General features: G+C 61.7%; 18 protein-coding genes and 3 pseudogenes. 18 read left to right on the top strand and 3 right to left on the bottom strand.

Going from position 1 to position 23,135, the window contains the following annotated elements; genetic code table 11:
• Positions 1–1,291: 1,291 nt before the first annotated feature.
• A pseudogene (locus tag HF916_RS05760) lies at positions 1,292–2,025 on the bottom strand (IS6 family transposase).
• Positions 2,026–2,296: 271 nt separating this feature from the next.
• On the opposite strand from HF916_RS05760, the gene HF916_RS50515 reads away from it, so the two are divergent.
• The 13 genes from HF916_RS50515 (at position 2,297) to HF916_RS05695 (ending at position 17,652) form a co-directional block, all read left to right on the top strand.
• A complete protein-coding gene (locus HF916_RS50515) occupies positions 2,297–2,536 on the top strand; it encodes a hypothetical protein (RefSeq protein WP_240975389.1) in 240 nt (79 codons plus the stop codon).
• A 433-nt stretch (positions 2,537–2,969) separates the two neighbouring features.
• Complete coding sequence (locus tag HF916_RS05750; RefSeq protein WP_168788121.1) at positions 2,970–4,817, top strand: thiamine pyrophosphate-requiring protein; 1,848 nt, start codon at positions 2,970–2,972, stop codon at positions 4,815–4,817.
• 4 nt (positions 4,818–4,821) lie between these two features.
• Positions 4,822–5,928, top strand: a complete 1,107-nt coding sequence (locus tag HF916_RS05745) for an enolase C-terminal domain-like protein (RefSeq protein ID WP_168788120.1) — start codon at positions 4,822–4,824, stop codon at positions 5,926–5,928.
• 22 nt (positions 5,929–5,950) lie between these two features.
• Positions 5,951–6,901, top strand: coding sequence for a hypothetical protein (locus tag HF916_RS05740; protein WP_240975388.1), 951 nt, complete (start codon positions 5,951–5,953; stop codon positions 6,899–6,901).
• Positions 6,894–7,559, top strand: a complete 666-nt coding sequence (locus tag HF916_RS05735; protein WP_168788118.1) for a gluconate 2-dehydrogenase subunit 3 family protein — start codon at positions 6,894–6,896, stop codon at positions 7,557–7,559. Before HF916_RS05740 ends, HF916_RS05735 begins: the two co-directional genes overlap by 8 nt.
• Positions 7,549–9,207 carry a GMC family oxidoreductase gene (locus HF916_RS05730; protein WP_168788117.1) on the top strand — a complete coding sequence of 553 codons (1,659 nt, stop codon included), beginning with the start codon at positions 7,549–7,551 and terminating at the stop codon, positions 9,205–9,207. Before HF916_RS05735 ends, HF916_RS05730 begins: the two co-directional genes overlap by 11 nt.
• On the top strand, positions 9,192–10,217 hold the full coding sequence (gene coxB, locus HF916_RS05725; protein WP_431311382.1) for a cytochrome c oxidase subunit II: 1,026 nt from the start codon (positions 9,192–9,194) through the stop codon (positions 10,215–10,217). Before HF916_RS05730 ends, coxB begins: the two co-directional genes overlap by 16 nt.
• Positions 10,218–10,243: 26 nt before the next feature.
• Complete coding sequence (ctaD, locus tag HF916_RS05720; RefSeq protein ID WP_168788116.1) at positions 10,244–12,235, top strand: cytochrome c oxidase subunit I; 1,992 nt, start codon at positions 10,244–10,246, stop codon at positions 12,233–12,235.
• Positions 12,228–12,827, top strand: coding sequence for a cytochrome c oxidase subunit 3 (locus tag HF916_RS05715; protein ID WP_206001795.1), 600 nt, complete (start codon positions 12,228–12,230; stop codon positions 12,825–12,827). Before ctaD ends, HF916_RS05715 begins: the two co-directional genes overlap by 8 nt.
• 10 nt (positions 12,828–12,837) lie before the next feature.
• A complete protein-coding gene (locus HF916_RS05710) occupies positions 12,838–13,338 on the top strand; it encodes a hypothetical protein (RefSeq protein ID WP_206001794.1) in 501 nt (166 codons plus the stop codon).
• Entirely contained in the window at positions 13,335–14,681 is a 1,347-nt protein-coding gene (locus HF916_RS05705; RefSeq protein WP_240975387.1) for a c-type cytochrome, read from the top strand. The genes HF916_RS05710 and HF916_RS05705 overlap by 4 nt, the downstream gene beginning before the upstream one ends.
• A 57-nt stretch (positions 14,682–14,738) precedes the next feature.
• On the top strand, positions 14,739–15,737 hold the full coding sequence (locus tag HF916_RS05700) for an SDR family oxidoreductase (RefSeq protein ID WP_168788114.1): 999 nt from the start codon (positions 14,739–14,741) through the stop codon (positions 15,735–15,737).
• 97 nt (positions 15,738–15,834) lie between these two features.
• Positions 15,835–17,652 carry a glycoside hydrolase family 15 protein gene (locus tag HF916_RS05695; RefSeq protein WP_168788113.1) on the top strand — a complete coding sequence of 606 codons (1,818 nt, stop codon included), beginning with the start codon at positions 15,835–15,837 and terminating at the stop codon, positions 17,650–17,652.
• A gap of 45 nt (positions 17,653–17,697) precedes the next feature.
• Here the strand turns inward: HF916_RS05695 and HF916_RS05690 are convergent, their stop codons facing one another.
• Positions 17,698–17,880: a DUF2934 domain-containing protein gene (locus HF916_RS05690; protein ID WP_168788112.1), complete on the bottom strand. Its 183-nt coding sequence runs from the start codon at positions 17,878–17,880 to the stop codon at positions 17,698–17,700.
• Between the two features lie 357 nt (positions 17,881–18,237).
• Here HF916_RS05690 and HF916_RS05685 point away from each other — a divergent pair, with 357 nt between their 5' ends.
• On the top strand, positions 18,238–18,555 hold the full coding sequence (locus HF916_RS05685) for a DUF1840 domain-containing protein (RefSeq protein WP_168788111.1): 318 nt from the start codon (positions 18,238–18,240) through the stop codon (positions 18,553–18,555).
• Between the two features lie 632 nt (positions 18,556–19,187).
• Here HF916_RS05685 and HF916_RS05680 read toward each other — a convergent pair.
• Entirely contained in the window at positions 19,188–19,373 is a 186-nt protein-coding gene (locus HF916_RS05680) for a hypothetical protein (RefSeq protein ID WP_168788110.1), read from the bottom strand.
• A gap of 529 nt (positions 19,374–19,902) precedes the next feature.
• Here HF916_RS05680 and HF916_RS05675 point away from each other — a divergent pair.
• From HF916_RS05675 to HF916_RS05660, 4 genes and pseudogenes are all read left to right on the top strand, one after another.
• Positions 19,903–20,403: a universal stress protein gene (locus HF916_RS05675; RefSeq protein ID WP_168788109.1), complete on the top strand. Its 501-nt coding sequence runs from the start codon at positions 19,903–19,905 to the stop codon at positions 20,401–20,403.
• A gap of 705 nt (positions 20,404–21,108) precedes the next feature.
• A pseudogene (locus tag HF916_RS05670) lies at positions 21,109–21,666 on the top strand (pyridoxal-phosphate dependent enzyme); the annotation flags it as partial.
• 59 nt (positions 21,667–21,725) lie between these two features.
• A pseudogene (locus tag HF916_RS05665) lies at positions 21,726–21,866 on the top strand (IS6 family transposase); the annotation flags it as partial.
• A 124-nt stretch (positions 21,867–21,990) separates the two neighbouring features.
• Complete coding sequence (locus tag HF916_RS05660; protein ID WP_168788343.1) at positions 21,991–23,010, top strand: IS110 family transposase; 1,020 nt, start codon at positions 21,991–21,993, stop codon at positions 23,008–23,010.
• Positions 23,011–23,135: the final 125 nt, after the last annotated feature.

The following is a 23,135-nucleotide window of genomic DNA, read 5'->3' as shown; positions in this document are numbered from 1 at the left end:
ACGGTGGCGACGAAAATTTTGTCAGGAAATCGCTCCAGATATTCGGTGCGGGTATCAACTACAGCTTTGGCGACGCCACGGCCGGCTTCACATACACCAGCACTTACGTGACCGAGCCGCTTGGCTCGGGGTATGTCGGTGCTATTACCCCGCCGGGCGGGGCGACACTTTCGTCGCTGCGATTCAACAATCGGCAGCTTGATTGTCTCAGCGATTCCACTTAAAAACTCGCGGATCCTGTCTGAACGAATGGGGCCACCTCTATCCGAACAGACAAGCATGGTTTCATCAGTCTGTATTCGCGAAGCCATCCAGGCATGGATTGTTGCAGTCTCAGCGCCGGGCAATCATTTCATGAAATCCCGCGCTGGCCGATTGCGGGCAATACGTATAAATTTATCTGAAGAATTGGGGCTATTACTGAGAGACGTCCCTGACCGTAATCCTTACAATTCGTAATTAAAGAGTTGTCAAATCGCCCGCTGCCCGCGCGTCAATTCTTTGCACGGAGGAAGTTGATGCAAAACGTTGAGGTAACCCATAAGACTTTCATCCTCACGCCTCTTGCGGCGTATGACGAGGGCATGTATGCGGCTCTCCTCATAGTACGGAAGCCTGACGGTACCCAGCGCGCAACGAAGGAGCTAGGGCGGTTCTATAGTGCTTTGGAGGCGTGCACGTTTGCGATTGCTCACGGGATGACTGAGATCGATGCTAGCCGATTGCCAGAGCCGGACTGGCAGCCCCGCGAAACATCGCAAGGCACGAGGCAGGGAGTTTAATGCCGTGTTGGTCATATCCGCCGCTGGCGAATGGTGTACCTGGATTCCAGCGTGATCGCTTCGATGCTGAGCGACCCAGGTATTCCGATACACCGAATGGCGAACTTACGCGCCCGGATATCAACGATATAAGGCTGACTGGTACGGTGCGGTTGTTCGCGCAGTGGGATTTCTCTTTCGAAGAACGGCGGACACGAAGAGCCTTATGAATCGAGAGATTCACGGACGGATCTGCTAGAGCCTGAGGGGGGCAGTTCCCTCGGGCCACTCGACTGCGGGCGGACTTCGTAGTTGACGTTGTCCACGGATAAGACCCGTAGAGGGCAAGTGCTCTGTCGGTGTTCGGTTGCAGGTCGTTCTGTACGCCGACCTGCGGCCGAAAGAACAGGCAGATTACATATTTCCGCAACGAAACGCGAACCCTCCGGAAACCGCAACGAGCTGCCACGTCGGCATTGTCAAGTTGACGGGTGCCACCAACAAACGCCCTTAAAACGTAGTTATCCTTATCAGATAGTGTTGGATACCGCGGTGGTGACTGTCCAGTCATACCATTTGGCGAAGCGTTCCTGCAGCATTCCGCGATGACATGCTGCGTTCATCAGATGTCTGGGCAACGCGAAGTGCTGCCGGATCGGTCCGAAGCATGAGAGAAACGCCTGCGTGCGACGCGCATCGCGAAAGCCACACATCTGCCGTTCGCGCCTGCGGGTCGGTTGGTGGGTGTTCTCTGCGCGGTTGTTCACCCGTGCAGCCGCCTTGACGAAAACGTGCTTCACATGAACAAGTTCGGGAATCTCTGCCTTTTGCCGCTGGATAGCTGCGTAGCTGGTCGGTGACGATCTTGCGCGGCACCGGGTTTGAACGTAGCACCCTCCGGAAAAAGCGCTTTGCCGCAGCCTTGTCGCGCCGCTTTTGCACCAGCACGTCGAGTTCAGCACCATGCTCGTCGACCGCTCGCCACAGCAGATACGGCTCGCCGCGCAGCGTCACGAACATTTCGTCCAGATGCCATGTGCTACCCGGCTTGCGCCGTCCGGCTTTGGCGCGCTGGGCGAAATCCAGCGCCAAACTTCTCGCACCAGCAACGGATCGTTTCGTAGCTGACCACGACACCGCGTTCGAGCAACAACTCCTCGATATCGCGCAGGCTCAGGTTGAACCGGAAATACCAGCGAACCGCGCAGCTGATGACGATGGCGGGGAAACGGCGACCGTGGTAAAGCGATTTCGTCTTCTTCATCACTTCATTCTACCGCCGCCTCCCCTCAACCTGACAAAGCCGCTCCGTCTGGCCGCACGACAACGGGCTGATTGCGCTGGGATTCAGGCGTTATGGTTTCACAGAAGAAGCGGGTTGCATCGCACGCGACGTGTATGGAGCTGGAGGCTTTTTCACGCTCAACCAGTTGCCCGAGCTTTACACGGGCCTGCATCGGGACGCTGCGAACTTTCCCGTTCAGTGCGTCGGCGCAAATGTAGCGCAGGCGTGGGCTGCAGGAGCGGTCTTCTCGTTGCTGCAGGCGATCCTGGGCCTGCAGCCGGATGCGCCGAACGCGATGCTCTACGTGGACCCTGTGCTGCCGCCGTGGATCAGCGATCTGACGCTTCGCGAGTTGCGTGTCGGCAAGCAGGCGTTCGATAACCGGTTCCGGTGCGCTGATGGGGCGACACAGTTCGACGTGTTAAGCGGGGACCCTGCGTCCGTCAGGCGCCGGGAGACGACCGTCTGGAGCGACCTGCTCAAAGCATGAGGTCGAAGTTGCGCCGGGCCCGTCGACGCGGTCGCCTGATGAGGTCCGATCTACACAACGTGAACCTTTTTACCTGCTGTCAGCTTGCGGTCCATCCACTTACATATCGCTTGTACGCCAGAGCGCAAGGCCTCCAGGCGGCGCAAACGTTGAACGATTCGAAAACGATGCCGTCGGCATATTTTTTGCGCATGTATCACGCTGTGACATTTTGCTGCCCGCGGGATCGGCCAAATGGCCGACCTGGCGATGCCTTAACGATCACAGTTTGAATCAGCGGCAGGCACGTTGGGGGACCCGGTTTGTTTGTCGGCACGACGACGCAGCCCAGGACATCCGAACCGGTTGTCGTCCATTCACTTAACGCGGTACGTGGTAAGGCAACCACGCACCCGCTTTTGAGCCGGCTCGAGCGCCGACCCAGGAGACCATCATGAGTCAGACGGTCAGCGATTTTCTTGTGGAACGTCTACACCAATGGGGCATCAAGCGCATCTACGGCTACCCCGGGGACGGCATTAACGGCATCCTGGGTGCGCTGAACCGAGCCGAGGGAAAGATTGAGTTCATTCAGGTCCGGCACGAAGAAATGGCCGCCTTCATGGCCTCGGCGCATGCGAAATTCACCGGGGAACTCGGCGTATGTCTTGCGACCTCGGGTCCCGGCGCCTCACACCTCGTCACCGGCCTGTATGACGCACGCATGGATCACATGCCGGTGCTTGCGATCGCCGGCCAGCAGGCGCGCGCGTCGCTCGGCGGCCATTACCAGCAGGAACTCGATCTGCCTTCGCTGTTCAAGGACGTGGCCGGCGCGTTCGTCCAACAGGCGAGCGTGCCGCCGCAGGTGCGGCATCTTGTCGACCGCGCCATCCGCACCGCGTTATCCGAGCGACGCGTGACTGCGATCGTGCTACCTAATGACCTTCAGGACGAGCCTTATCAGGATCCACCGCGCCAGCACGGCACGGTTCATTCGGGCATTGGGTACTCCGCGCCCAAGGTGGTGCCAAAGGATGACGACCTGCGTCGTGCGGCCGACGTGCTGAACGCGAGCGAAAAGATCGCGATTCTGGTCGGGGCAGGCGCCCTGCACGCCACGGACGAAGTGATCGCGCTGGCTGACAAACTCGGCGCAGGCGTCGCGAAGGCACTTCTCGGCAAGGGGGCGTTGCCTGACGAGTTGCCTTGGGTCACGGGCTCGATCGGCATGCTCGGCACCAAACCGAGCTGGGACATGATGACAGAGTGCGACACGCTACTGATGATCGGTTCCGGTTTTCCCTACTCGGAATTCCTGCCGGAAGAAGGGCAGGCGCGTGGCGTGCAGATCGACCTCAAGGCGGACATGCTTAGCCTGCGCTATCCGATGGAGGTCAATCTGGTCGGCGACAGCGTCGATACGTTAAAGGCGCTCCTGCCGCTGCTGCAGGAAAAAACCGACCGTGCGTGGCGTAAGAAAATTGAAGGCTGGGTGAGCGAGTGGTGGAAGACGCTCGAAGCGCGGGCGATGGAAAAAGCCGAAACCAACGTGAACCCGCAGCGCGTGATGTGGGAGCTTTCCCCGCGGCTGCCTGAACGCGCAATCATCACGAGCGACTCGGGTTCGTGCGCCAACTGGTATGCACGCGATCTCAAGATCCGCCGAGGCATGATGTGTTCGCTATCCGGCGGCCTCGCGTCGATGGGTGCGGCGGTGCCGTATGCAATCGCTGCAAAATTCGCCTATCCGGACAGGCCGGTGATCGCGCTTGTCGGCGACGGCGCCATGCAGATGAACAACATGGCCGAGCTGATCACGGTTTCGAAGTACTGGAAACAATGGTCGAATCCGCACTGGATCTGCATGGTTCTGAACAATGAGGATCTGAATCAGGTGACCTGGGAACAGCGCGTGATAGAGGGCGACCCGAAGTTCAATGCATCGCAGCAGATTCCCAACGTGCCGTATCACAAGTTCGCGGAACTGATCGGATTGAAGGGCATCTACGTCGACGATCCCGAACGCCTTGGCGCGGCCTGGGAAGAGGCGCTCGCAGCGGATCGCCCCGTGGTCCTGGAAGTGAAGTCGGACCCCAACGTCCCGCCACTGCCGCCACACATCACGCTGAAGGAAGCCAGGGCCTTTGCGGAAACGCTCATCAAGGGCGACCCGCAGGAAAGCGGCATGCTGATGGGCGCGATGAAGCAGGTGCTGAGCGCGGTGCTGCCGCACGGCCACAAGGATCACGACGAAGTCAACGGGAAGCCCGAAGGGACGCCGGACGGGAAGAAGGGCTGAGGCGATGCGTGCTTACCCAACTGAGGCGCCGATTGGTCGGATGCGGGCGCAGGCTTACATCATTCCGACCGACAAGCCTGAGGCAGACGGCACCATCGCGTGGAACTCGACGACGCTGGTCGTCGTCGAGATCGAAGCCGGCGGCAAGACAGGGCTCGGATATACGTATGCGAGTGCGTCCGTGGTGCCACTCGTCGAGCAGATACTGGCGCAAGCCATCCAGCACCGCGACGCGTTCGATATACCCGGTGCTTGGCTGGCGATGCAGCGCAGCGTGCGCAATCTCGGACGGGAAGGACTCGCCGCGACCGCCATCTCCGCGATCGACTGCGCGCTGTGGGACCTGAAGGCGAAGCTGCTCGACCTGCCGCTGGTACGGTTGCTCGGCCGGCTGCGCGATGCTGTGCCCATCTACGGCAGTGGCGGATTTACGACCTATACGGACGACGATCTGCGCGAGCAGTTCTCGTATTGGATTGCCGACGGCGGCTGTCGCTGGGTAAAAATGAAGATCGGCTCCGATCCCGAGGGTGATCCGCATCGCGTGGAAGTCGCACGCGCCGCGATCGGCGAACATGGCCTGTTCGTCGATGCGAATGGCGCCCTCGACGTAAAACAGGCGGCAGGATTGGCGGCTGTATTTGGCGAGCAACAGGTCAGCTGGTTCGAAGAACCGGTGTCCTCAGATGATCTCGAAGGGCTGCGCCGACTGCGTGATCTGCTACCGCACGACATGGAAGTGGCAGCCGGCGAATACGGATACACCACCGACTATTTCCGCCGCATGCTCGAAGCCGGTGCGGTGGACGTGTTGCAGGCCGACGCAAGCCGGTGCGGTGGCATCACAGGCTTCATGCAGGCAGCACATCTGGCGGACGCCCATCACATCGCGCTCTCCGCCCACTGCGCGCCGGCGTTGCACCTGCACGTGGCCTGCGCGGTGCCGCGCCTTCGGCATCAGGAATGGTTTCATGACCACGTCCGCATCGAACGCATGCTGTTTGACGGCGCACCGACGCCGCACGGTGGTGTGATCACGCCCGACCTCTCACGACCGGGCTGTGGCCTCGAATTCAAATACGCGGATGCGCAGCGTTATCGTGCGCATTGAAGCGCCCATTGAAGGAGTAGCGATGCAGAAGGCGGAAATGATCGGGCTGGGAATCGTGAGCGCAGCCGCCGCGCTCGCTGCAACCGTCGCGCTGACGCGTACCGGTGCAGCGCCGCGCCATTCAGGGCGCTTGTGCGTGACGCGCGGCGACGTCCCGGCGCATCTGGACGCTGCCAGGAAGCTCAACCGCAGCTCCGCGCTGCTGGCGCTATCGGTACTTGCCGACAGCGGGATGGAACACTATCGCGGCTCATTCGAGAATCGCGCAATGTATACGCCGCTTGTCGTGTCGCTGCTGTCGTTTGGCGCCGGCGTGCATGGTGGCATGGACAGCAATCCGGCCGCTCATCATGTGCGTGACGCAATCTATCTGACGGCCGCCGCCACCGGCATGATCGGCAACGGTTTTCATCTGTACAACATAGTGAAACGACCGGGTGGGCTTGGCTGGGACAACCTGTTTTACGCGGCGCCGATTGGCGCTCCGATCGCGATGCTGCTCTCGGGTGCACTCGGCGCGGCTGCCGAGCGGCTGCGCGATGAGCCGGCGCGCAATCCGCGCCTGTACGGCATGCCGGCTGGCCGTGCGTTGGCCCTGCTCGCAAGTGTCGCGCTGATCGGTACGGTCGGCGAAGCTGCGCTGCTGCATTTCAGGGGCGCATTCCACAACCCGGCCATGTACGCGCCGGTTGCGATTCCGCCAATGGCCGCCGCGCTGCTCGCCCATGCCGCGCTCGCCGCGCCGCAGCCGGAGCGCTGGTTCACCCGCTTCTGGCTTCGCTGTACCGCGCTGCTCGGCTTTGCGGGCGTCGGGTTTCACACGTTCGGGGTCGCGCGCAACATGGGCGGCTGGCGCAACTGGTCACAGAACATCTTCAGCGGACCACCGCTCCCGGCGCCGCCGAGCTTCACGGCGCTCGCGCTGGCGGGTCTCGCGGCGCTTGGTCTGAGGGAAGGGGAAGCGGATGACTGATCAAAAGAAAATCCCGCGCGCTCCGCGCTATCCCGGCTACGACGTGCTGCGCAAACGCCACACGCCGTCCTGGAACGAACCGACCCGGCGGGTTGTCGACGAGCGGCTGGCCATCCGGCGCGAGCCAACGTTTCTCGATGACGCCGCGTGGCGCACGCTGGACGCGCTGTGCGCGCGCGTCGTCCCCCAGCCTCCTGGCCGGCCGCCCGTGCCGGTCGCGGCGCTCGTCGATGCGCGGTTGCAGCGCGACCAGGGCGACGGCTATCGCGATGCGCGGCTGCCACCCACTCGCGCCGCGTGGCAGCGCGGCCTTGCGGCACTCGATGCCGAAGCCCAGGGCCGTTTCAACGTGCTGTTTCATCAGCTCGACGGCGGCGAGCAGGACGCCCTGATTGTGAAAATGCAGAAGGGCGAGCTGACCGATGCCGCCTGGCACGATATGCCGCCGCAACTGTTTTTCGCGGATCGGGTGCTGCACGATATCTGCGGCGCGTATTACTCGCATCCTTCGTCGTGGAGTGAGATCGGTTTCGGCGGTCCTGCTAGTCCGCGCGGCTATGTGCGGCTGGTTGCGAACAGACGCGATCCCTGGGAAGCGGTCGAAGCCACGCCGGGTGGCGAGGACGGAGCACGCAAGGAGAACGAACGTGTTCGATGATGCGTTGCACACGCCTCGCGGCAAGGATGGGCGCGCACCCGATGTGCATCGGGTCGGTGGGTGGCTGCCGATGCGTGAGTATCCGCAGAACGAGGCTGTCGACTTCGTCATCGTCGGCACGGGTGCGGGCGGCGGCACGCTGGCATGCCGCCTCGCACAAAAGGGCTTCTCGGTCGTCGCCTTCGACGCCGGCGCCTGGTGGCGGCCACTTGAAGAGTTTGCCTCGGACGAAACGCATCAGGAGAAGCTCTACTGGACCGACGAGCGCATCGTCGATGGAGAAACGCCGCTGCGGCTTGGCAACAATAATAGCGGCAAGGCGGTCGGCGGGAGCACCGTCCACTTTGCGATGGTGTCGCTGCGCTTTCGGCCCGAATGGTTCAAGGCGCGTACGAAACTCGGCTACGGCGCGGACTGGCCGCTGGACTGGCGCGAGATGTGGCGCTACTACCCGCAGGTCGAAGATGCGTTGAAAATCTCCGGCCCCGTGAATTATCCATGGGGCCCGCCGCGTCCCCGTTATCCGTATCGTGCCCACGAACTGAACGCCGCGGCGCTGGTGCTGGCGCGCGGCGCCGAGGCGCTGGGCATTGACTGGACACCGACGCCGCTCGCCACGGTGTCGGCGCCGCGCGGCGAATCGCATCAGTGCGTCTATCGCGGGTTTTGCGTGACGGGCTGTTCAACGAATGCGAAGCAGAGCGCGCTGGTGACCTGGGTTCCGTGGGCGGTGCAGGCAGGCGCGGAGGTCCGCGATCTGGCCATGGTGGGTCGCATCGAAACGGACGACGCTGGCCACGCAACCGGCGTGCACTATCTGCGCGAAGGCGCGTGGCAGTTTCAGCGGGCGCGCAACGTGGTGGTTGCCGGCTATGCGATCGAGACGCCGCGCCTGCTCCTGATGTCCGCCAACGCCGCGTTCCCCGACGGGCTCGCGAACAGTTCGGGACTGGTCGGCAAGAACCTGATGGTGCAGACCAATCAGGCGGCATGGGGCGTGATGGACGAAGAGATCCGCTGGTACAAAGGGCCGCCATCGCTTGCCATGACCGAGCACTGGAACTACACCGACACAGGCAAGGATTTCTTCGGCGGATATTGTTACATGAGCCAGGGGGCGCTCCCGGGCGCGTGGGCGTCGACGCAGAATGGTCGCGGGTTATGGGGCGACGCGCTGCTTCGTGAAATGGAAAAATACAATCATCAGGCGGGGCTGAAGATCGTAGGCGAGACGCTGCCTCAGGAGCGAAACCGCGTCACCCTCGCTGACGAGAAAGATCAGTACGGCCTGCCGATCGCCCGCGTCACCTATTCGCTGTGCGACAACGACACGCGCCTCGTCAGACACGCGCTCGACTTCATGGGCCAGCACCTGCAGGCCGCGGGCGCACGTGAAATCTGGAACCAGGACTACGATACCTGCCATCTGAACGGCACCGCGCGCATGGGCGATGATCCGCGCACAAGTGTCGTGAATAGCGATTGCCGCAGTTGGGATATACCCAATCTGTGGATCTGCGATGGTTCGGTGTTTCCAACCGTGGGCGGTGTCAATCCGTCGCTGACGATTCAGGCGATCGCCTGCCGGACCGCGGATCGTATTGAAGCGCTCGCCGCGCGTGGAGAACTGTCGTGCGCCCCGCGCTGATCCGGAAGGGGCGTTTGCTCGCAGCGCTGACGGTGCCTTTCGTGTCGCCGCTGGCACACGCCGACGCACCACTCGAATATCTCCTGCACTCCGCCGGCCCCGCGGCGACGCCCACGATGCATCTTGGCTGGGGTCTGACGGCACTGTGCGTCGCGGTTGTCGCCATCATTGCGGTCCTGCTCGTGGCCGCGCTTGTGCGGCGTCGTCCCGCGGCCCCGCCGCGCGCGCTGGGCAAGGAAGAGGGTGGAATGGGGTGGATCTACATCGGCGTCGGCGTGTCGACGCTGGCGCTGCTGGTGTCGCTCTTTTACACACTCGTCACCTTGCAGGCGGTCGCACAACCTTCGCTATCGCCGGGCCTGAGTATTACCGTCACCGCGTACGACTGGTGGTGGAAGATCGACTATGGCGACGACTCCGATCCGGCGGGCCATTTCGTCACAGCGAACGAGATTCACATCCCCGTAGGTGTGCCGGTCAGGATCGGACTCAGGAGCGCGGACGTGATTCACGCGTTCTGGGTGCCGCGCCTTGCCGGCAAGACCCAGGCGATCCCCGGCCAGGTCAACACGCAATGGATTCAGGCCGACGCCCCAGGCGTCTATCACGGTCAGTGCACGCAGTTCTGTGGCGCCCAGCATGCGCACATGGCGTTCGACGTCGTTGCGCAGCCGCAGGCGGATTTTGACGCGTGGCGCGGCGCGCAGCTCCGTCGGGCAGCGTTTCCCGCTGATGGTCAGGTGCAAACCGGACAGAAGATTTTCATGGATCGCTGTGCTGGCTGCCATGCGGTACGGGGCAGCGACGCTGCCGGCGTCCAGGCGCCGGACCTCACGCATGTGGGCTCGCGCGGGCAGCTCGCAGCGGGCACGTTGACGAATACCTCAGAGCACCTGCTCGACTGGGTGCAGCACGCACAACAGATCAAACCGGATTCGCTGATGCCCAGTATCACGCTGACCGTGCAGGAGGCCGCTGCGCTCTCCGCCTATCTCGCGACGCTCCACTAGCGCATCGCCACCCGACAAGGAAGAACATGGCCGACCTCGCACCCAATCCGCCCGATCTACGGCTCGCACGCCGGCCGGAAGTTGGCCGCGTGCCGCAAGGTTCGGAGCGCGAGCAGCGTCTGCGTGAACTGTGGGAAAGCGAACCGGGCTGGCGCGGGTGGCTCTCCACGGTGGACCATAAGCAGATCGGCATGCGCTACATCGTGACCGCGTTCATCTTTCTGATCGCGGGCGGCGTCGAGGCGCTCGTGATGCGTGTGCAGCTTGCGCGGCCAGATTCTCATCTGCTGTCGCCGGAGCAGTACAACCAGCTCTTCACGATGCACGGCATCACGATGATTTTCCTGTACGCGTTGCCGGTTCTGTCGGGATTCTCGAACTATCTGTGGCCGCTCGTGCTCGGTGCGCGCGACATGGCATTTCCGCGTCTCAACGCATTGTCATACTGGGTCTTCCTCTTCGCAGGGCTCTTTCTCTATGCCAGTTTTCCGCTCGGTCAGGCACCCGACGCCGGCTGGTTCAATTATGTGCCGCTCTCGAGTCTCGAATACAACACCGGGCCGAACGTCGATGTCTACGCGCTCGGCATGGTGCTGCTCGGTGTCTCGACGACAGTGGGCTCCGTCAATTTCGTCATCACGCTGCTGCGCATGCGCGCGCCCGGCATGTCGATCGACCGGTTGCCGATCCTGGTGTGGGGCACGCTGACTGCGTCGGCGGCCAATCTGGTGGCAGTCCCATCGGTGAGTCTTGCATTCCTCATGTTGTGGCTCGACCGGCAGGTCGGCACACACTTCTTCGATGTCGCCAATGGCGGCCGCCCGATGTTGTGGCAGCACATGTTCTGGATTTTTGCTCATCCCTGGGTGTACGTCGTCGTGCTGCCGGCGATGGGCATCGTGTCCGATGCGCTGCCAACCTTCTGCCGCCGGCCGCTCGTGGGCTATACGCCCGTCGCGATCTCCACTGTGGCAACGATGATGATCGGCTTCGTGGTCTGGATTCATCACATGTTCGCGACTGGGATTGCGCCGCTCGCGCTGGCTTTCTTCGGCGCCGCCAGTACGCTCATCTCGATCCCGAGCGCGGTGGCCACCTTCGCGTGGATTGCAACGATCTGGCTCGGACGTCCGGTCTACCGCGTCCCATTCCTGTTTTTCGCGGGCTTCGTGCTGATGTTCGTGATCGGCGGCGTTTCGGGTGTCATGACAGCCGCGGTGCCATTTGACTGGCAACTCACCGATACCTATTTTGTCGTTGCGCATCTGCATTACGTGCTGCTGGGCATTAACGTATTTCCCGTGCTGGGCGGCATCTATTACTGGTTTCCCAAGTTCACCGGGCGGATGACCAGTGAGAGGCTCGGCAAGCTCTCGTTCTGGGTCACTTTTATCGGCTTCAACGTGGGCTTTTTCCCGATGCACGTTTCAGGCCTCCTGGGCATGCCGCGCCGGATCTATACATACCCGGCGAACATGGGATGGGACACGACCAACATGATCACGACGATCGGCTCGTTCGTGTTCGCCATCGGCATTCTGATCTTTCTGATCGATGTGGCTGTGAGCCTGCGGCGCGGTCAGCCAGCGGGCGACAATCCGTGGGACGGCGCGTCGCTCGAATGGTCGGTGCCGTCGCCGCCGCCGCCCTACAATTTCGCCGTCGTGCCGGTCGTGGCGAGCCGCAATCCGCTGTGGGAAGACCGGATCGGGGAGGGCGCCCAATCACAGCTCGATGAAGGGTTCGTGCTTGATCATGGCCGTGAGGCCCTAGGCACGACATCGCTCGACGCGAGACCCGACATCATCCTGAAGATGCCGTCCGACTCCTATGCGCCGTTCCTGCTCGGCTTGTTCAGTGCGCTGCTGTTCGTCGCCATGCTGCTGCACGCGTGGATCTTCGCGGGATTCACGGTGGTGGCATGCGGCGCCGCGATCCTGCTATGGCTTTGGCCCGAGCGCTTGCTGATACAGCGGGAACCCGAGACCGTGCGGGATGTGGGAGCCGGCCATGAGTGAGCTGACCGATAGCGAACTGGTCCTTCCGGTCGGTAGCGCAGGCAAGTTATCGAGCGGCTGGTGGGGCATGATGGCGACGGTCGCCACCGAAGCGTCGCTATTCGGCTATCTGATTTTTTCGTATCTGTACCTTGGCTCGCAGACCGAACTGCACTGGCCCCCCGAAGGACTGCCGAAGATCGGCATCGGGGCGCTCAATACCTGTGTTCTGCTCTCGAGCAGCGTGTTCGTGTGGCTGTGCGAGCGCCTGGTGCGCCGGCGCAGGATCCGCTGGGCGGTCGCTTCGATGGCGCTGGCGATTGTGCTGGGGATCGTTTTCGTCGGCATCCAGATGAAGGAGTGGCATGACCATCCCTACGGCATCGCCACGCATCTGTACGGGTCGCTGTACTTCACGATCACCGGTTTTCACGTGATTCACGTGCTCGTCGGACTCGTCGTGCTGGCAGCACTCATGACCTGGACTGCCTTGGGTTACTTCGACGAAAAGCGTTGTGCCGCGCTGAGAATCGGTGGCCTGTACTGGCATTTTGTGGATGTCGTGTGGCTCTTTATTTTCACGACGCTGTACATCACGCCTTTTCTTTTCTAGGAGAGCGACGATGCCAGCCGCGGTCAGTTATCAGAAAGCGCCTGACGAGCCGTCGCCGGCGGCGGCGCATGCGGCCTCCGGCAACAACCCCGGACGCCGGGGTCCGTATCGACGGCGGGGCGGGACGCCGATGATGCTGTTCGGCCTGTTGGGTGCGGCCGCAGCATGGGTCCTGCAGACGGAAATCGGCGAGACGCTCGCGGCACAGGCGTGTTTCCCGCATCGGGCTGCGCTGGCAGCGCCCCAATGGTCGTGGCTGATGCCGGCGCTAAACGTGATGAGTATCGTCGCGCTGCTGATCGGCACCGCGGGCGTATGGGTTGCATGGCGAGGCTGGCGCATGACGCGCGCCGCACGCCTGGATCCTGCTTCGCCTGTGTCCAATGCAGGCGAGGGACGAACACGCTTTCTCGCAATGGCAGGGCTCATACTCAGCCTGCTCTTTCTTGTCGGCCTGATCGCAACCGGATTGGCCGTCCTGCTGGTCTCACCGTGCAGCGTGTGGCGATGACGCACTTGAAACGGATTTTGCCGCGCGCCGCTTGCGCCCTCTTCACCGCAACGATCACGATGATCGTGCTGGGCCTGTCTGCGCACACCTTCGCGCAGGGTGGTTCCCCTGATGCCGGCACTGCCGCTGCGCTGACGGCCCCGGCGCTGATTGCGCGCGGCGAATATCTCGCGAAGATCGGCGACTGCGCCGGCTGCCATACCCTGCCGAAGCAGGGGGCGCCATTTGCCGGCGGCCTCGCGATGGGCTCGCCCTTCGGCACGATCTATTCGACCAACATCACACCGGACCCGCAAACCGGCATAGGCCGCTACAGCTACGCGGACTTCGAGGATGTGCTGCGCGACGGCGTGGCACCAGGCGGCAAGCGGCTCTACCCGGCCATGCCGTATGCGTCGTTCACGAAGATCAGCGACGCGGATATGCGTGCGCTGTACGCGTACTTCATGCATGGCGTGCAGCCGGTCAGCAACCGGCCGCCTGAGACGAAGCTGCCGTTCCCGTTCAGCCAGCGTTGGGGCCTGTTCTTCTGGGATTTCGCATTCGTACGGCACGCTCGCTTCACTCCGGACGAGAGGCATGACGTGCAGTGGAACCGGGGCGCCTATATCGTGCAGTCGCTCGGCCACTGCGGAGCCTGCCACACGCCTCGCGGCCCCGGTTTCGAAGAACGCGGCTATGACGAATCGTCAAGACTGTACCTGACGGGCGGCACCAACGACCACTGGTTCGCGCCAAACCTCACCGGCGATCCGGGTTCGGGGCTGGGTCGGCTGTCGCCGCGCGACATCGCTTCGTTTCTCAAGTCCGGTCACGGCGTCGATGTGCATGTGGTGACGTTTGGCAGCATGGTGCAGGTGGTCGAGGACAGCGCGCAATATTTCAACGACGATGATCTGGATGCGATCGCCCGTTATCTGAAGAGCCTCCCGCCGCGCGAAGCGTCGGGTGCTTTCACCCCGAACTCCCAGAAGGCACGGGAGACGGCGGTATCGTTGAAGACGGGCGATGTCGAACGTCCCGGCGCCGGGCTCTATCTGTCGTTCTGCGCGAAGTGTCATCAGGCTGACGGACATGGCGAATCACAAAAATTCCCGGCGCTGGCGGGCAATCCCGCGGTACTGGCGCCCGACACGTCGTCACTCATCCGGCTCGTGCTGGAGGGCGGCGCCAGTCCGCAGACCCTGAATGGACCAACGCATCGCAAGATGCCCGCGTTCGCGAATCAGTTCACCGACACCGAAATCGCCAGTGTGCTGAGCTTCGTGCGCACGACCTGGGGTAACGAGGCAAAGCCGGTTGCGACGCGCGACGTCTCGGTGGCGCGCGGGAAGCTCAAGTAGTGAATTCAGGTTGACATTTGTGGCAGTCGAAAAGCTTTCCGCACAGGCGAGGCAGAAATGAAAGCGAACAGAAATGGCATGACCGTCGTCATAACCGGGGCGAGCGCCGGAGTGGGGCGTGCGAGCGCCCACGAATTCGCGCGGCAGGGCGCAAAAATCGCCCTGATCGGTCGCGATGAAACGGCGCTTGATGACGTGTGCCGCGAGGTGGAGGAACTCGGCGGGAAGGCGATAGCAATTCCACTGGACGTCTCGGACGCGGCCGCGGTCGAGGCTGCCGCGACGCGCACGGAAGCCGAACTGGGTGAGATAGACGTCTGGGTGAACGATGCGATGACGACGGTGTTTGCGCCGCTGCATGACATTTCGCCGGACGAATATCGGCGCGCGACGGAAGTCACCTATCTCGGCTACGTCTGGGGCACGATGTCAGCGTTACGCCGGATGCGGCCGCGGAATCGAGGCACGATCGTTCAGGTCGGCTCGGCGCTTGCCTACCGCTCGATTCCGCTGCAATCGCCCTATTGCGGCGCGAAGTACGCGATCCGCGGTTTTACGGATTCGGTGCGTAGTGAACTGATGCATGACCATAGCCGTGTCCATCTGACGATGGTCCAGATGCCGGCGCTGAACACGCCGCAGTTCGAGTGGGCAGAATGCCGGCTGCCGCACCCGCCGCAACCCGTGCCACCGATCTATCAGCCAGAAGTCGCTGCACGTGCCGTCGTATGGGCCGCGACCCACCGACGCCGCGAACTCTACGTCGGTTCGTCCACGGTCAAGGCGATCTGGGCGAACAAATTCATCGCGGGCCTGCTTGACCGTTACCTTGCGCATGCCGGTTATAGCGCGCAGATGCAGGAGCGCACAGTCGCCAGCGATCGCCCTTCGAATCTCTGGACCCCGGTGCCCGGTTTGCACGCGACTCACGGACCGTTCAGCGATCGCGCGATCCCATCGAGTACCGCGTTGTGGCTCGACCAGAATCGCAACTGGTTGCTGGCGGGCGCGGCGACCGGGCTTATCGCGACGCTGCTGGCCATTCGCCGCAGATAGGCTGGCAAGTCTTCCGCCCGTCGCGCGCGCGGCGGACGTAGCGCATTGCGCGCGAGCGCGTTCCGTCGTTCACACACCCACCACGCAGGACATATCTATGGCATCGAACATCGAGGACTATGCACTGCTCGGCGACGGTCAGGCCGCGGCACTGGTGGCGCGCAACGGTTCGATCGACTGGCTGTGCTGGCCGCGCTTTGATTCCGACACCTGCTTTGCCGCGCTGCTAGGTCATGCGGGGAACGGTCGATGGCAGATCGCGCCAGTAGAGGCGCCGATAGAAGTCACGCGCTGCTATCGTGGTCCCACGCTGATTCTCGAGACCCGTTTCAGGACGGCCACTGGTACCGCCGCACTGGTTGACTTCATGCCAATGCGCGGTGAATGCCCGCAACTGATTCGTATGGTCTTCGGGGAGGCCGGCAGCGTCGAATTTGATCTGCAGTTCGCGGCGCGCTTTGACTACGGGCGCGCGATTCCCGCGATCCGCCGGCTCGATGATGAGGCAGGCCTTTCGATCGCGTGCGGATCGAACAGGCTGACGCTGCACTCTTCTGCAGCGTTGCGCGACGAAGCCGGTGGCGTCCAGGGTCGCTTTGAGGTGGCCGCGGGCGAGTGCGTGTCGTTCGTGCTGAACTACAGCGATACCCGCGACATGCCACCCGTGTGCAACGACGCACAGCATCAGTTGTCGATCACGACAGCGTTCTGGGAAGCATGGTCGGCCCAGGCGGACACACACGGCCCCTACGAAGACGCCCTCAACCGCTCACTGATCACCCTCAAGGTGCTGATCCATGAGCCGGGCGGCGGGATCGTCGCGGCGCCGACTGCCGGGCTGCCGGAACATCTGGGTGGTTCGCGCAACTGGGATTACCGCTTTTGCTGGTTGCGCGACGCGAGTCTGACATTGCTTGCGCTGCTGCGAGGCGGCTACCCTGATGAGGCGCGACGCTGGCGCGACTGGCTCGTGCGGTCGGTCGCCGGCGCGCCGTCACAGTTGCAGATCCTCTACACCATCGACGGAGCAAGGCATGTGACCGAGTGGGAGTGTCCGTGGCTCGACGGCTACCAGGGCGCAAAACCCGTACGGTTCGGCAATGGCGCTGTCGGCCAGTTACAGCTCGATGTCTTCGGTGAAGTGATGAACGCGCTTTACCTGTCGCGTCAGGGCGGTCTCGGCCCGGACGGCGCCGCGTGGACCCTGGAGGGTGAGCTGGTGGAGCACCTCGCACAGGTCTGGCAGCAACCCGATCAGGGCATCTGGGAGAGTCGCGGCAAGCCGCAGCACTATACCGTTTCGAAGGTGATGGCCTGGGTTGCGGTGGACCGCGCCATCAGGTCGGCGGCGCAATTCCGTCAGGAAGCGCCGGTGCGCGAGTGGGAACAGTTGCGGGACCGGATTCACGCTGACGTCTGTTCTCACGCCTTTAGCACCGATCTCAACTTTTTCACCCAGGTGTATGACGGCCGCGAACTTGATGCGAGTCTGTTGCTGCTGCCGCTGGTGGGCTTCATATCGCCGGGCGACCCACGCATGCAGGGCACAGTGACCGCGATCGAACAGCATCTGATGACCGACGGCCTCGTGTTCCGTTATCGTCCCGGGCACGCTGACGACGGCCTGGGCGAAGGCGAGGGCGCCTTTCTCGCCTGCAGCTTCTGGCTTGCCGACAACCTGTTCCTGCAAGGCAGGCGCGACCAGGCACAGGCGCTCTTCGAGCGATTGCTGGCCTTGAGGAACGACGTCGGCCTGCTATCCGAAGAATATGACGTCCATTCGCGTCGACTCGTTGGAAACTTCCCGCAGGCCTTTTCTCATGTCGGGCTAGTGAATACTGGGCTGACGCTCACACGCGGACATGCCCGGGCAGGCGCGAGCGGTAACATCACCAATGCAAACGGTGATGAGTAGGCAGCGGACGCGACGGCATCGGCGTCGCGTCCATCCCACGATCGCCTAGCCCGGAGGCGGGAGGTCCGGGTCACTCGCGGGAGCCGGGTCCGGGCTAGCCATCTCCTTCTCGACGAGCGCGCGGGCCATGCGCCAATGTTCGTCCGCGCATCCTTCGAGACCGCCGTCCTTTTGCCAGAGCTCGAAAGCGCGCGCGCGGATTTTTTCTTCCAGGGTGATTTCGCTCATCTCAGAAACTCCAGGGAGTTGGCGCGCGCGGAACCGGTCCGCACGATCGCCACGAGACGCGCAGACGTAGCGAATTACAGGCCGACGATTGCGCGAAAAGTTTGCGACCGCCGTCCGGCGCGGCGGGCATCGGGCGGAGACAACGGAGCCTCGCCGGTAAACAGGCACACGTGAGACCTGCGGCGGAAGACCCGACGAGATAGGTACAATCTGCGTTTCTAGTTTATCACAACATGATATAAAATAACATTTAACGGATTGAGGCGCGCACCACAAACAGTCGATTACTCGCGGTGTAATAGGCGCACAAGTCCGATCGGTGAAACGGCTGTCACATGTCCTTCCAAAGGAGCCATCATGCTAATTACATTTCAATCGAGGGCATCGCCGGATGTGGTCATGCTTCGGGATCTCGCTCAATATTTACTGGGTTTGATTGGAAAGCGGCTCGACGACCGGGGTGTCATCATGCACGATGATCTGCCGGGTGCAATCGGCCGGCTGGAAGCCGCGATCTCGGCTGACGCAAAAGCGGAGGAGACGGTCGAACCCCTGCACTGTTCCGCCGACAATCATCGTGAATCGCGCAACCGACTTTCGCAACGTGCCTGGCCGTTTCTGGACATGATGCGCGAAGCGCGCAAGAGCGATGCGGACATCATCTGGGGCCTTTAACCGTTCGGTCCGGCCAGGACAACGTCTGGCCATTCGATGAAGGGTCGAGCCGTAAAACGAAAACTGTCGAAAACGCCGGATGGTTATACCCGCGACTGCGGTCAAAGCGCGGGTATAGCGACCGGATGAACGAGCAATGCGCACCATTTATTACAATGCGTCAGACATATGGCCGGCCATCCAGCTGAGCCGCGCGTTGCCGACGCCGTGACGACGGTCGTCCGTGCATACGGCGTGACCAGGCTGAATATGCTATCGGCTGGATCGTTGATCCTTGTGAGCTGGCCGGAAGCTACTAATCAGCGAACCAGAATATGAGGAGGGGGCCAGGAAGGGGCGCAGAACATGCCTTCCAATTTCGGGAAAACTGATGCCCATATCTTCTCTGGTCGACGCCTGGCTAACGTGCCGCAGGCCGACGGTCGAGTTGTCGTCCTCACGTAGTGGGGCGGTCTCATTAAGCCCGTCAGCGTCGATTGCGCGGTCGGTTCCACCGGTCGCGACGCACTCCCGCCCGAAGAATCCGCTCGCGGAGGTCTGCACGGCGTTCGTGGGTAACGACGAGAAGAACCATCATTGCAATTATCGCGCCAACGACTGCCAGTTGCACCAGAATATCCATTGTGACCGGCTCAGGTGAACAGCGGTACAGCTTCAATCAAGGCGAAGCCCAGAAGCGCGCCGAGCGTAGCGCCGATCAATTGCGGATGCAGCTTCTGGAGTTGCAACGTATCGAGCAGGCTGCCGATCAGAATGATGCCGAGCAGTGCAAACGCCACCACCAGGTAGCTGATTTCAAAATCGTTATTGATGACCATTTGATCCTCCTCTGCGAATCGCATGCCCGCCAGTTTCCAAAGACGAACACCTGATGGCCATTATATATCACAGTGTGATCTAAATAGCAGATCGATTCTGGCGACGTCCGTTGCCGGAAAATGGCAGCGGCCAGAAAATCTTCGCCTCCCGGTCCGATCGTCAGGAAGCATGACGCATGCGAATGTGCAGAAGGATGGTTTTGCCAAGGCACCCGGCTCCGGCCAATCGCTTCGACACTGCAGAATCTGATACGCCACACTGGGCACATGCCAGATTGCCAGACCGCATGCTGGCGATCCCCATCGGCCCGGTCGTTCGCGAATAAAGCGCAAAGCAGCGGGACGGAGTGAATCTTCTCCGCGTCTGGCAGTGCAGGCTACGGCGCGCCATATATATCATGAAATGATATATAATAATCGTGTAATGAGTCTTGTCTGAAACTACGCAACCGTGGTCGCACATGATGCATCGGCGCGATTGTGCGACAGATTAGTTCAGCGCCGCGGAAACCACGTCGGAGGAACTCACATGCCGGCCTTCAGATGTATCCTTCTTTGCTACGACGGGACGCGCGAGGGACAGCACGCGTTGAAGGACGGCGCTGCTTTGGCCCAGGATCTCAAGGCCGAAGTCCACGTGCTTTCGGTCGTCAACAATGCCGTCTGGGCGTACGCGGCTGACATTACCTCCGCTACTGCGGCTGAGGTCGTCACCGAGTCGGCAAGGAGTCTGCTCGAAGAAGGGTTGAAGAAGCTGGCTTCGCGCGGACTTCGGGCTACGGGGCACTTTGCCCTGGGCGATCCGCTGGATCAGATTCCGTTCTTTGCGGACGACCTGAAGGCCGATCTTATCGTCGTTGGCCATCGTCATACCAGTCGCCTTGCGCGCTGGTGGGGCGGCAGGAACGATGGCCTGTTACTGGACCGTGTCAGTTGCAGCGTGCTTGTGACGATGGGGCCGGAAACGGGTACGGGTGAAGCAGGCGTCGAAACAGTCAGCGCTGACGTTACGGTACGTCCGGTCGTATAGCGCCGCTGCCCGGACAGCGGCAGCGATGCGGATTCGGCGTTCTTGCTCACGGGTCCGGTGCAGCCGGACGGTCGGCTTCAAGTGGCGCTGCGCGCGGGATCGCGTCTCCTGCGCGGGGCATCAGCGCCTGAACCTTGCGTATATATGTATGCGCGATCGAACGGATAGTCACCTTGATCGACGTCCGGACGGTCAATGAATCGTTCGCACCGGTCGGTCGCGTCAGCGGGACGCAACGCCAGAATCTGGAGCAGGGAGGTCCACCCCTGCTCGAATCCCATCGCGGAGCCTGCTTTATCGGGTTGCGATTGCGTGGTGATACCAGCCTGACGGCTTTGCAGTCACGTGTCTGGCGCTTGCCATATCGGACGCAGTCATTTGTTCGCTACCTCGTTAAACAGGGGTGGCTGCGCTCGCGACACACGCAGTGGTATTGGATCTTTCGACTACGTCGCCAATGCGTGCCCTACGATTGATTCCCGGTAAGAAAACCAGGATCGCTTACAGAGCATGCAGGAGACACGTTCCGTTCGTTCAGGTATCGATTTTCCCATGAGGTGATCTGCTATATCACAAGATGATATATAGTTTCCTGCTGAACGTGCCAGTGGGGGTGCTGCGGTCACGATGAGCTATGCATCGACTCCCCAGATTGCCCCGCTGTTCGCAAGCGCGGTCATTGAAGATTTCACCTCTCATCCGCATATGACTTACAGAACCATCGACGCCACGATCGGCAACACTCCACTAATTGAGCTTGTCCGCTTGCCGGACGAGGGCATTCGTGGTCGCAACAATGTCATTCTCGGCAAACTCGAAGGCTCCAATCCGGCGGATTCGGTCAAGGATCGGGCCGCGTTGGCGATGATCGGTGGTGCAGAGCGTCGAGGTCAGATAAGACCCGGCGATGTGTTGATTGAGGCAACAAGCGGTAACACCGGAATCGCGCTCGCCATGGTGGCCGCGCTCAGGGGCTACCGGATGGCGCTGGTGATGCCGGAGGACGTGTCGACTGAACGCCGCCGGAGCATGACCGCGTACGGCGCCGAGCTCATCCTGACGCCAGCCCGGGGAGGAATGGAGTGCGCGCGTGACGTTGCTGCGCAAATGCAGCGTGAGGGTCGCGGCACCATCCTCGACCAGTTTGCGAATCCGGATAACCCGCTGGCGCACTACCAGGGAACCGGCCCGGAAATATGACCCGAAACCCAGGGACGGGTGACACATTTCGTTTCTGCCATGGGTACAACCGGGACGGTTGTGTCGCGCTAAGGGTGCAGGAGTAAAATCCAGGCGGACATTTTCCTGAAGTGAAGCGAGATATGAAGAAGGCGACTACGAGAAAAGCCCTGCCTGCCGGCGTATCGAAGGTACTGAAGCGCCTGCACTATCCGCTGGACGTGATCCTGCTGTGTGTGCGGTGGTATGTGGCCTACCCGCTGAGCCTACGCCACCTGGAGGAATGAAATGAACGCGTCCCACCCCGTGGCCGAGTGAGCAAAGCAAGGTGGATCCTCACGGGCCAACGGCATCGATGTGCCCACGTGGAAAATAGAGATTTTTCCAAGGCAACCGGAGGATCCAGTGGTGAATCGTACAGCAGTCGGTATAGACATCGCGAAAAACGTGTTCCAAGTGCATTACATCGATCAGGAAACCGGCGAGATTGTGAACAAGCCGGTCAAGCGGGCAAAGTTCCTTGAGCACTTCGCGAACCGTGCGCCGTGCCTGATCGGGATGGAAGCTTGCGGTGGTGCGCACCACTGGGCCAGGCAACTGACGAAGATGGGCCACGAGGTGAAGCTGATGCCTGGGGAGTTCGTGAAGGCGTTCAACATCCGTAACAAGAACGATGCGGCGGACGCCCGGGCGATCTGGCTGGCGGTGCAGCAGCCAGGCAAGCCGGTCGCGGTAAAAACCGAGATGCAGCAGGCGATGCTTGGGCTGCACCGGATGAGGCAGCAACTGATCAAGTTCCGAACGATGCAGATCAATAACCTGCGAGGACTGCTGACGGAATACGGCGAAGTGATGAGCAAGGGCCGGAGCAAGCTGGACAATGAGATACCGGTGGTGCTCGAACGGATCGCCGAGCATCTGCCTGCTGTGATCATTGACACGTTTCGCGAGCAGTGGAACGGACTGGCGAAGCTGGACGACCAGATAGCACAGATTGAGCGCCGCATGAGCGAGTGGAAGAAGGAAGACAAATCGGTAAAGGCAATCGGCGAGATCCCCGGCGTCGGACTGCTGACGGCAACAGCGGCGGTCGCGATGATGGGCGACCCGAAAGCGTTCAGTTCGGGGCGGGAGTTTGCCGCGTGGGTTGGGATCGTACCGAGGCAGACGGGTTCGGGCGGCAAAGTGAATCTGCACGGGATCAGCAAGAGGGGGGACACGTATCTGCGCACACTGCTGATCCACGGTGCACGTAGCGTCCTTGAGCACGCAAAGGAGCCAGGTGAGTGGCTCGAGCAGATGAAGAAGCGGCGGCCAAAGAATGTCGTGATAGTCGCACTGGCCAACAAGATGGCGCGGACGATCTGGGCCGTACTGGCCCATGACCGGCCATACCGGAAGGACTATGTGAGCGTAAAACCGGCCTGAATGACTCACGCGATGTAGAAGATCAACGTTTGACACAGGGTGAACGTCGAAAGGTTGCGCAGCAATCGAGTGTGATGACACCCATTAGCGGGTTCGTGTCAAGCGAGCAAGCAAAACCCACGGCT

The sequence above is a fragment of the Paraburkholderia aromaticivorans genome, assembly GCF_012689525.1.
Lineage (GTDB): Bacteria > Pseudomonadota > Gammaproteobacteria > Burkholderiales > Burkholderiaceae > Paraburkholderia > Paraburkholderia aromaticivorans_A.
This window is presented reverse-complemented; position numbering and strand designations above follow the sequence as displayed.

Bases quoted from the DNA above. Each gene is read 5' to 3' on its own strand.
- HF916_RS05750 (WP_168788121.1), top strand. From the start codon at position 2,970: ATGAGTCAGACGGTCAGCGATTTTCTTGTGGAACGTCTACACCAATGG.
- HF916_RS05745 (WP_168788120.1), top strand. From the start codon at position 4,822: ATGCGTGCTTACCCAACTGAGGCGCCGATTGGTCGGATGCGGGCGCAG.
- HF916_RS05740 (WP_240975388.1), top strand. From the start codon at position 5,951: ATGCAGAAGGCGGAAATGATCGGGCTGGGAATCGTGAGCGCAGCCGCC.
- HF916_RS05735 (WP_168788118.1), top strand. From the start codon at position 6,894: ATGACTGATCAAAAGAAAATCCCGCGCGCTCCGCGCTATCCCGGCTAC.
- ctaD (WP_168788116.1), top strand. From the start codon at position 10,244: ATGGCCGACCTCGCACCCAATCCGCCCGATCTACGGCTCGCACGCCGG.
- HF916_RS05715 (WP_206001795.1), top strand. From the start codon at position 12,228: ATGAGTGAGCTGACCGATAGCGAACTGGTCCTTCCGGTCGGTAGCGCA.
- HF916_RS05710 (WP_206001794.1), top strand. From the start codon at position 12,838: ATGCCAGCCGCGGTCAGTTATCAGAAAGCGCCTGACGAGCCGTCGCCG.
- HF916_RS05705 (WP_240975387.1), top strand. From the start codon at position 13,335: ATGACGCACTTGAAACGGATTTTGCCGCGCGCCGCTTGCGCCCTCTTC.
- HF916_RS05700 (WP_168788114.1), top strand. From the start codon at position 14,739: ATGAAAGCGAACAGAAATGGCATGACCGTCGTCATAACCGGGGCGAGC.
- HF916_RS05695 (WP_168788113.1), top strand. From the start codon at position 15,835: ATGGCATCGAACATCGAGGACTATGCACTGCTCGGCGACGGTCAGGCC.
- HF916_RS05690 (WP_168788112.1), bottom strand. From the start codon at position 17,880: ATGAGCGAAATCACCCTGGAAGAAAAAATCCGCGCGCGCGCTTTCGAG.
- HF916_RS05685 (WP_168788111.1), top strand. From the start codon at position 18,238: ATGCTAATTACATTTCAATCGAGGGCATCGCCGGATGTGGTCATGCTT.
- HF916_RS05680 (WP_168788110.1), bottom strand. From the start codon at position 19,373: ATGGTCATCAATAACGATTTTGAAATCAGCTACCTGGTGGTGGCGTTT.
- HF916_RS05675 (WP_168788109.1), top strand. From the start codon at position 19,903: ATGCCGGCCTTCAGATGTATCCTTCTTTGCTACGACGGGACGCGCGAG.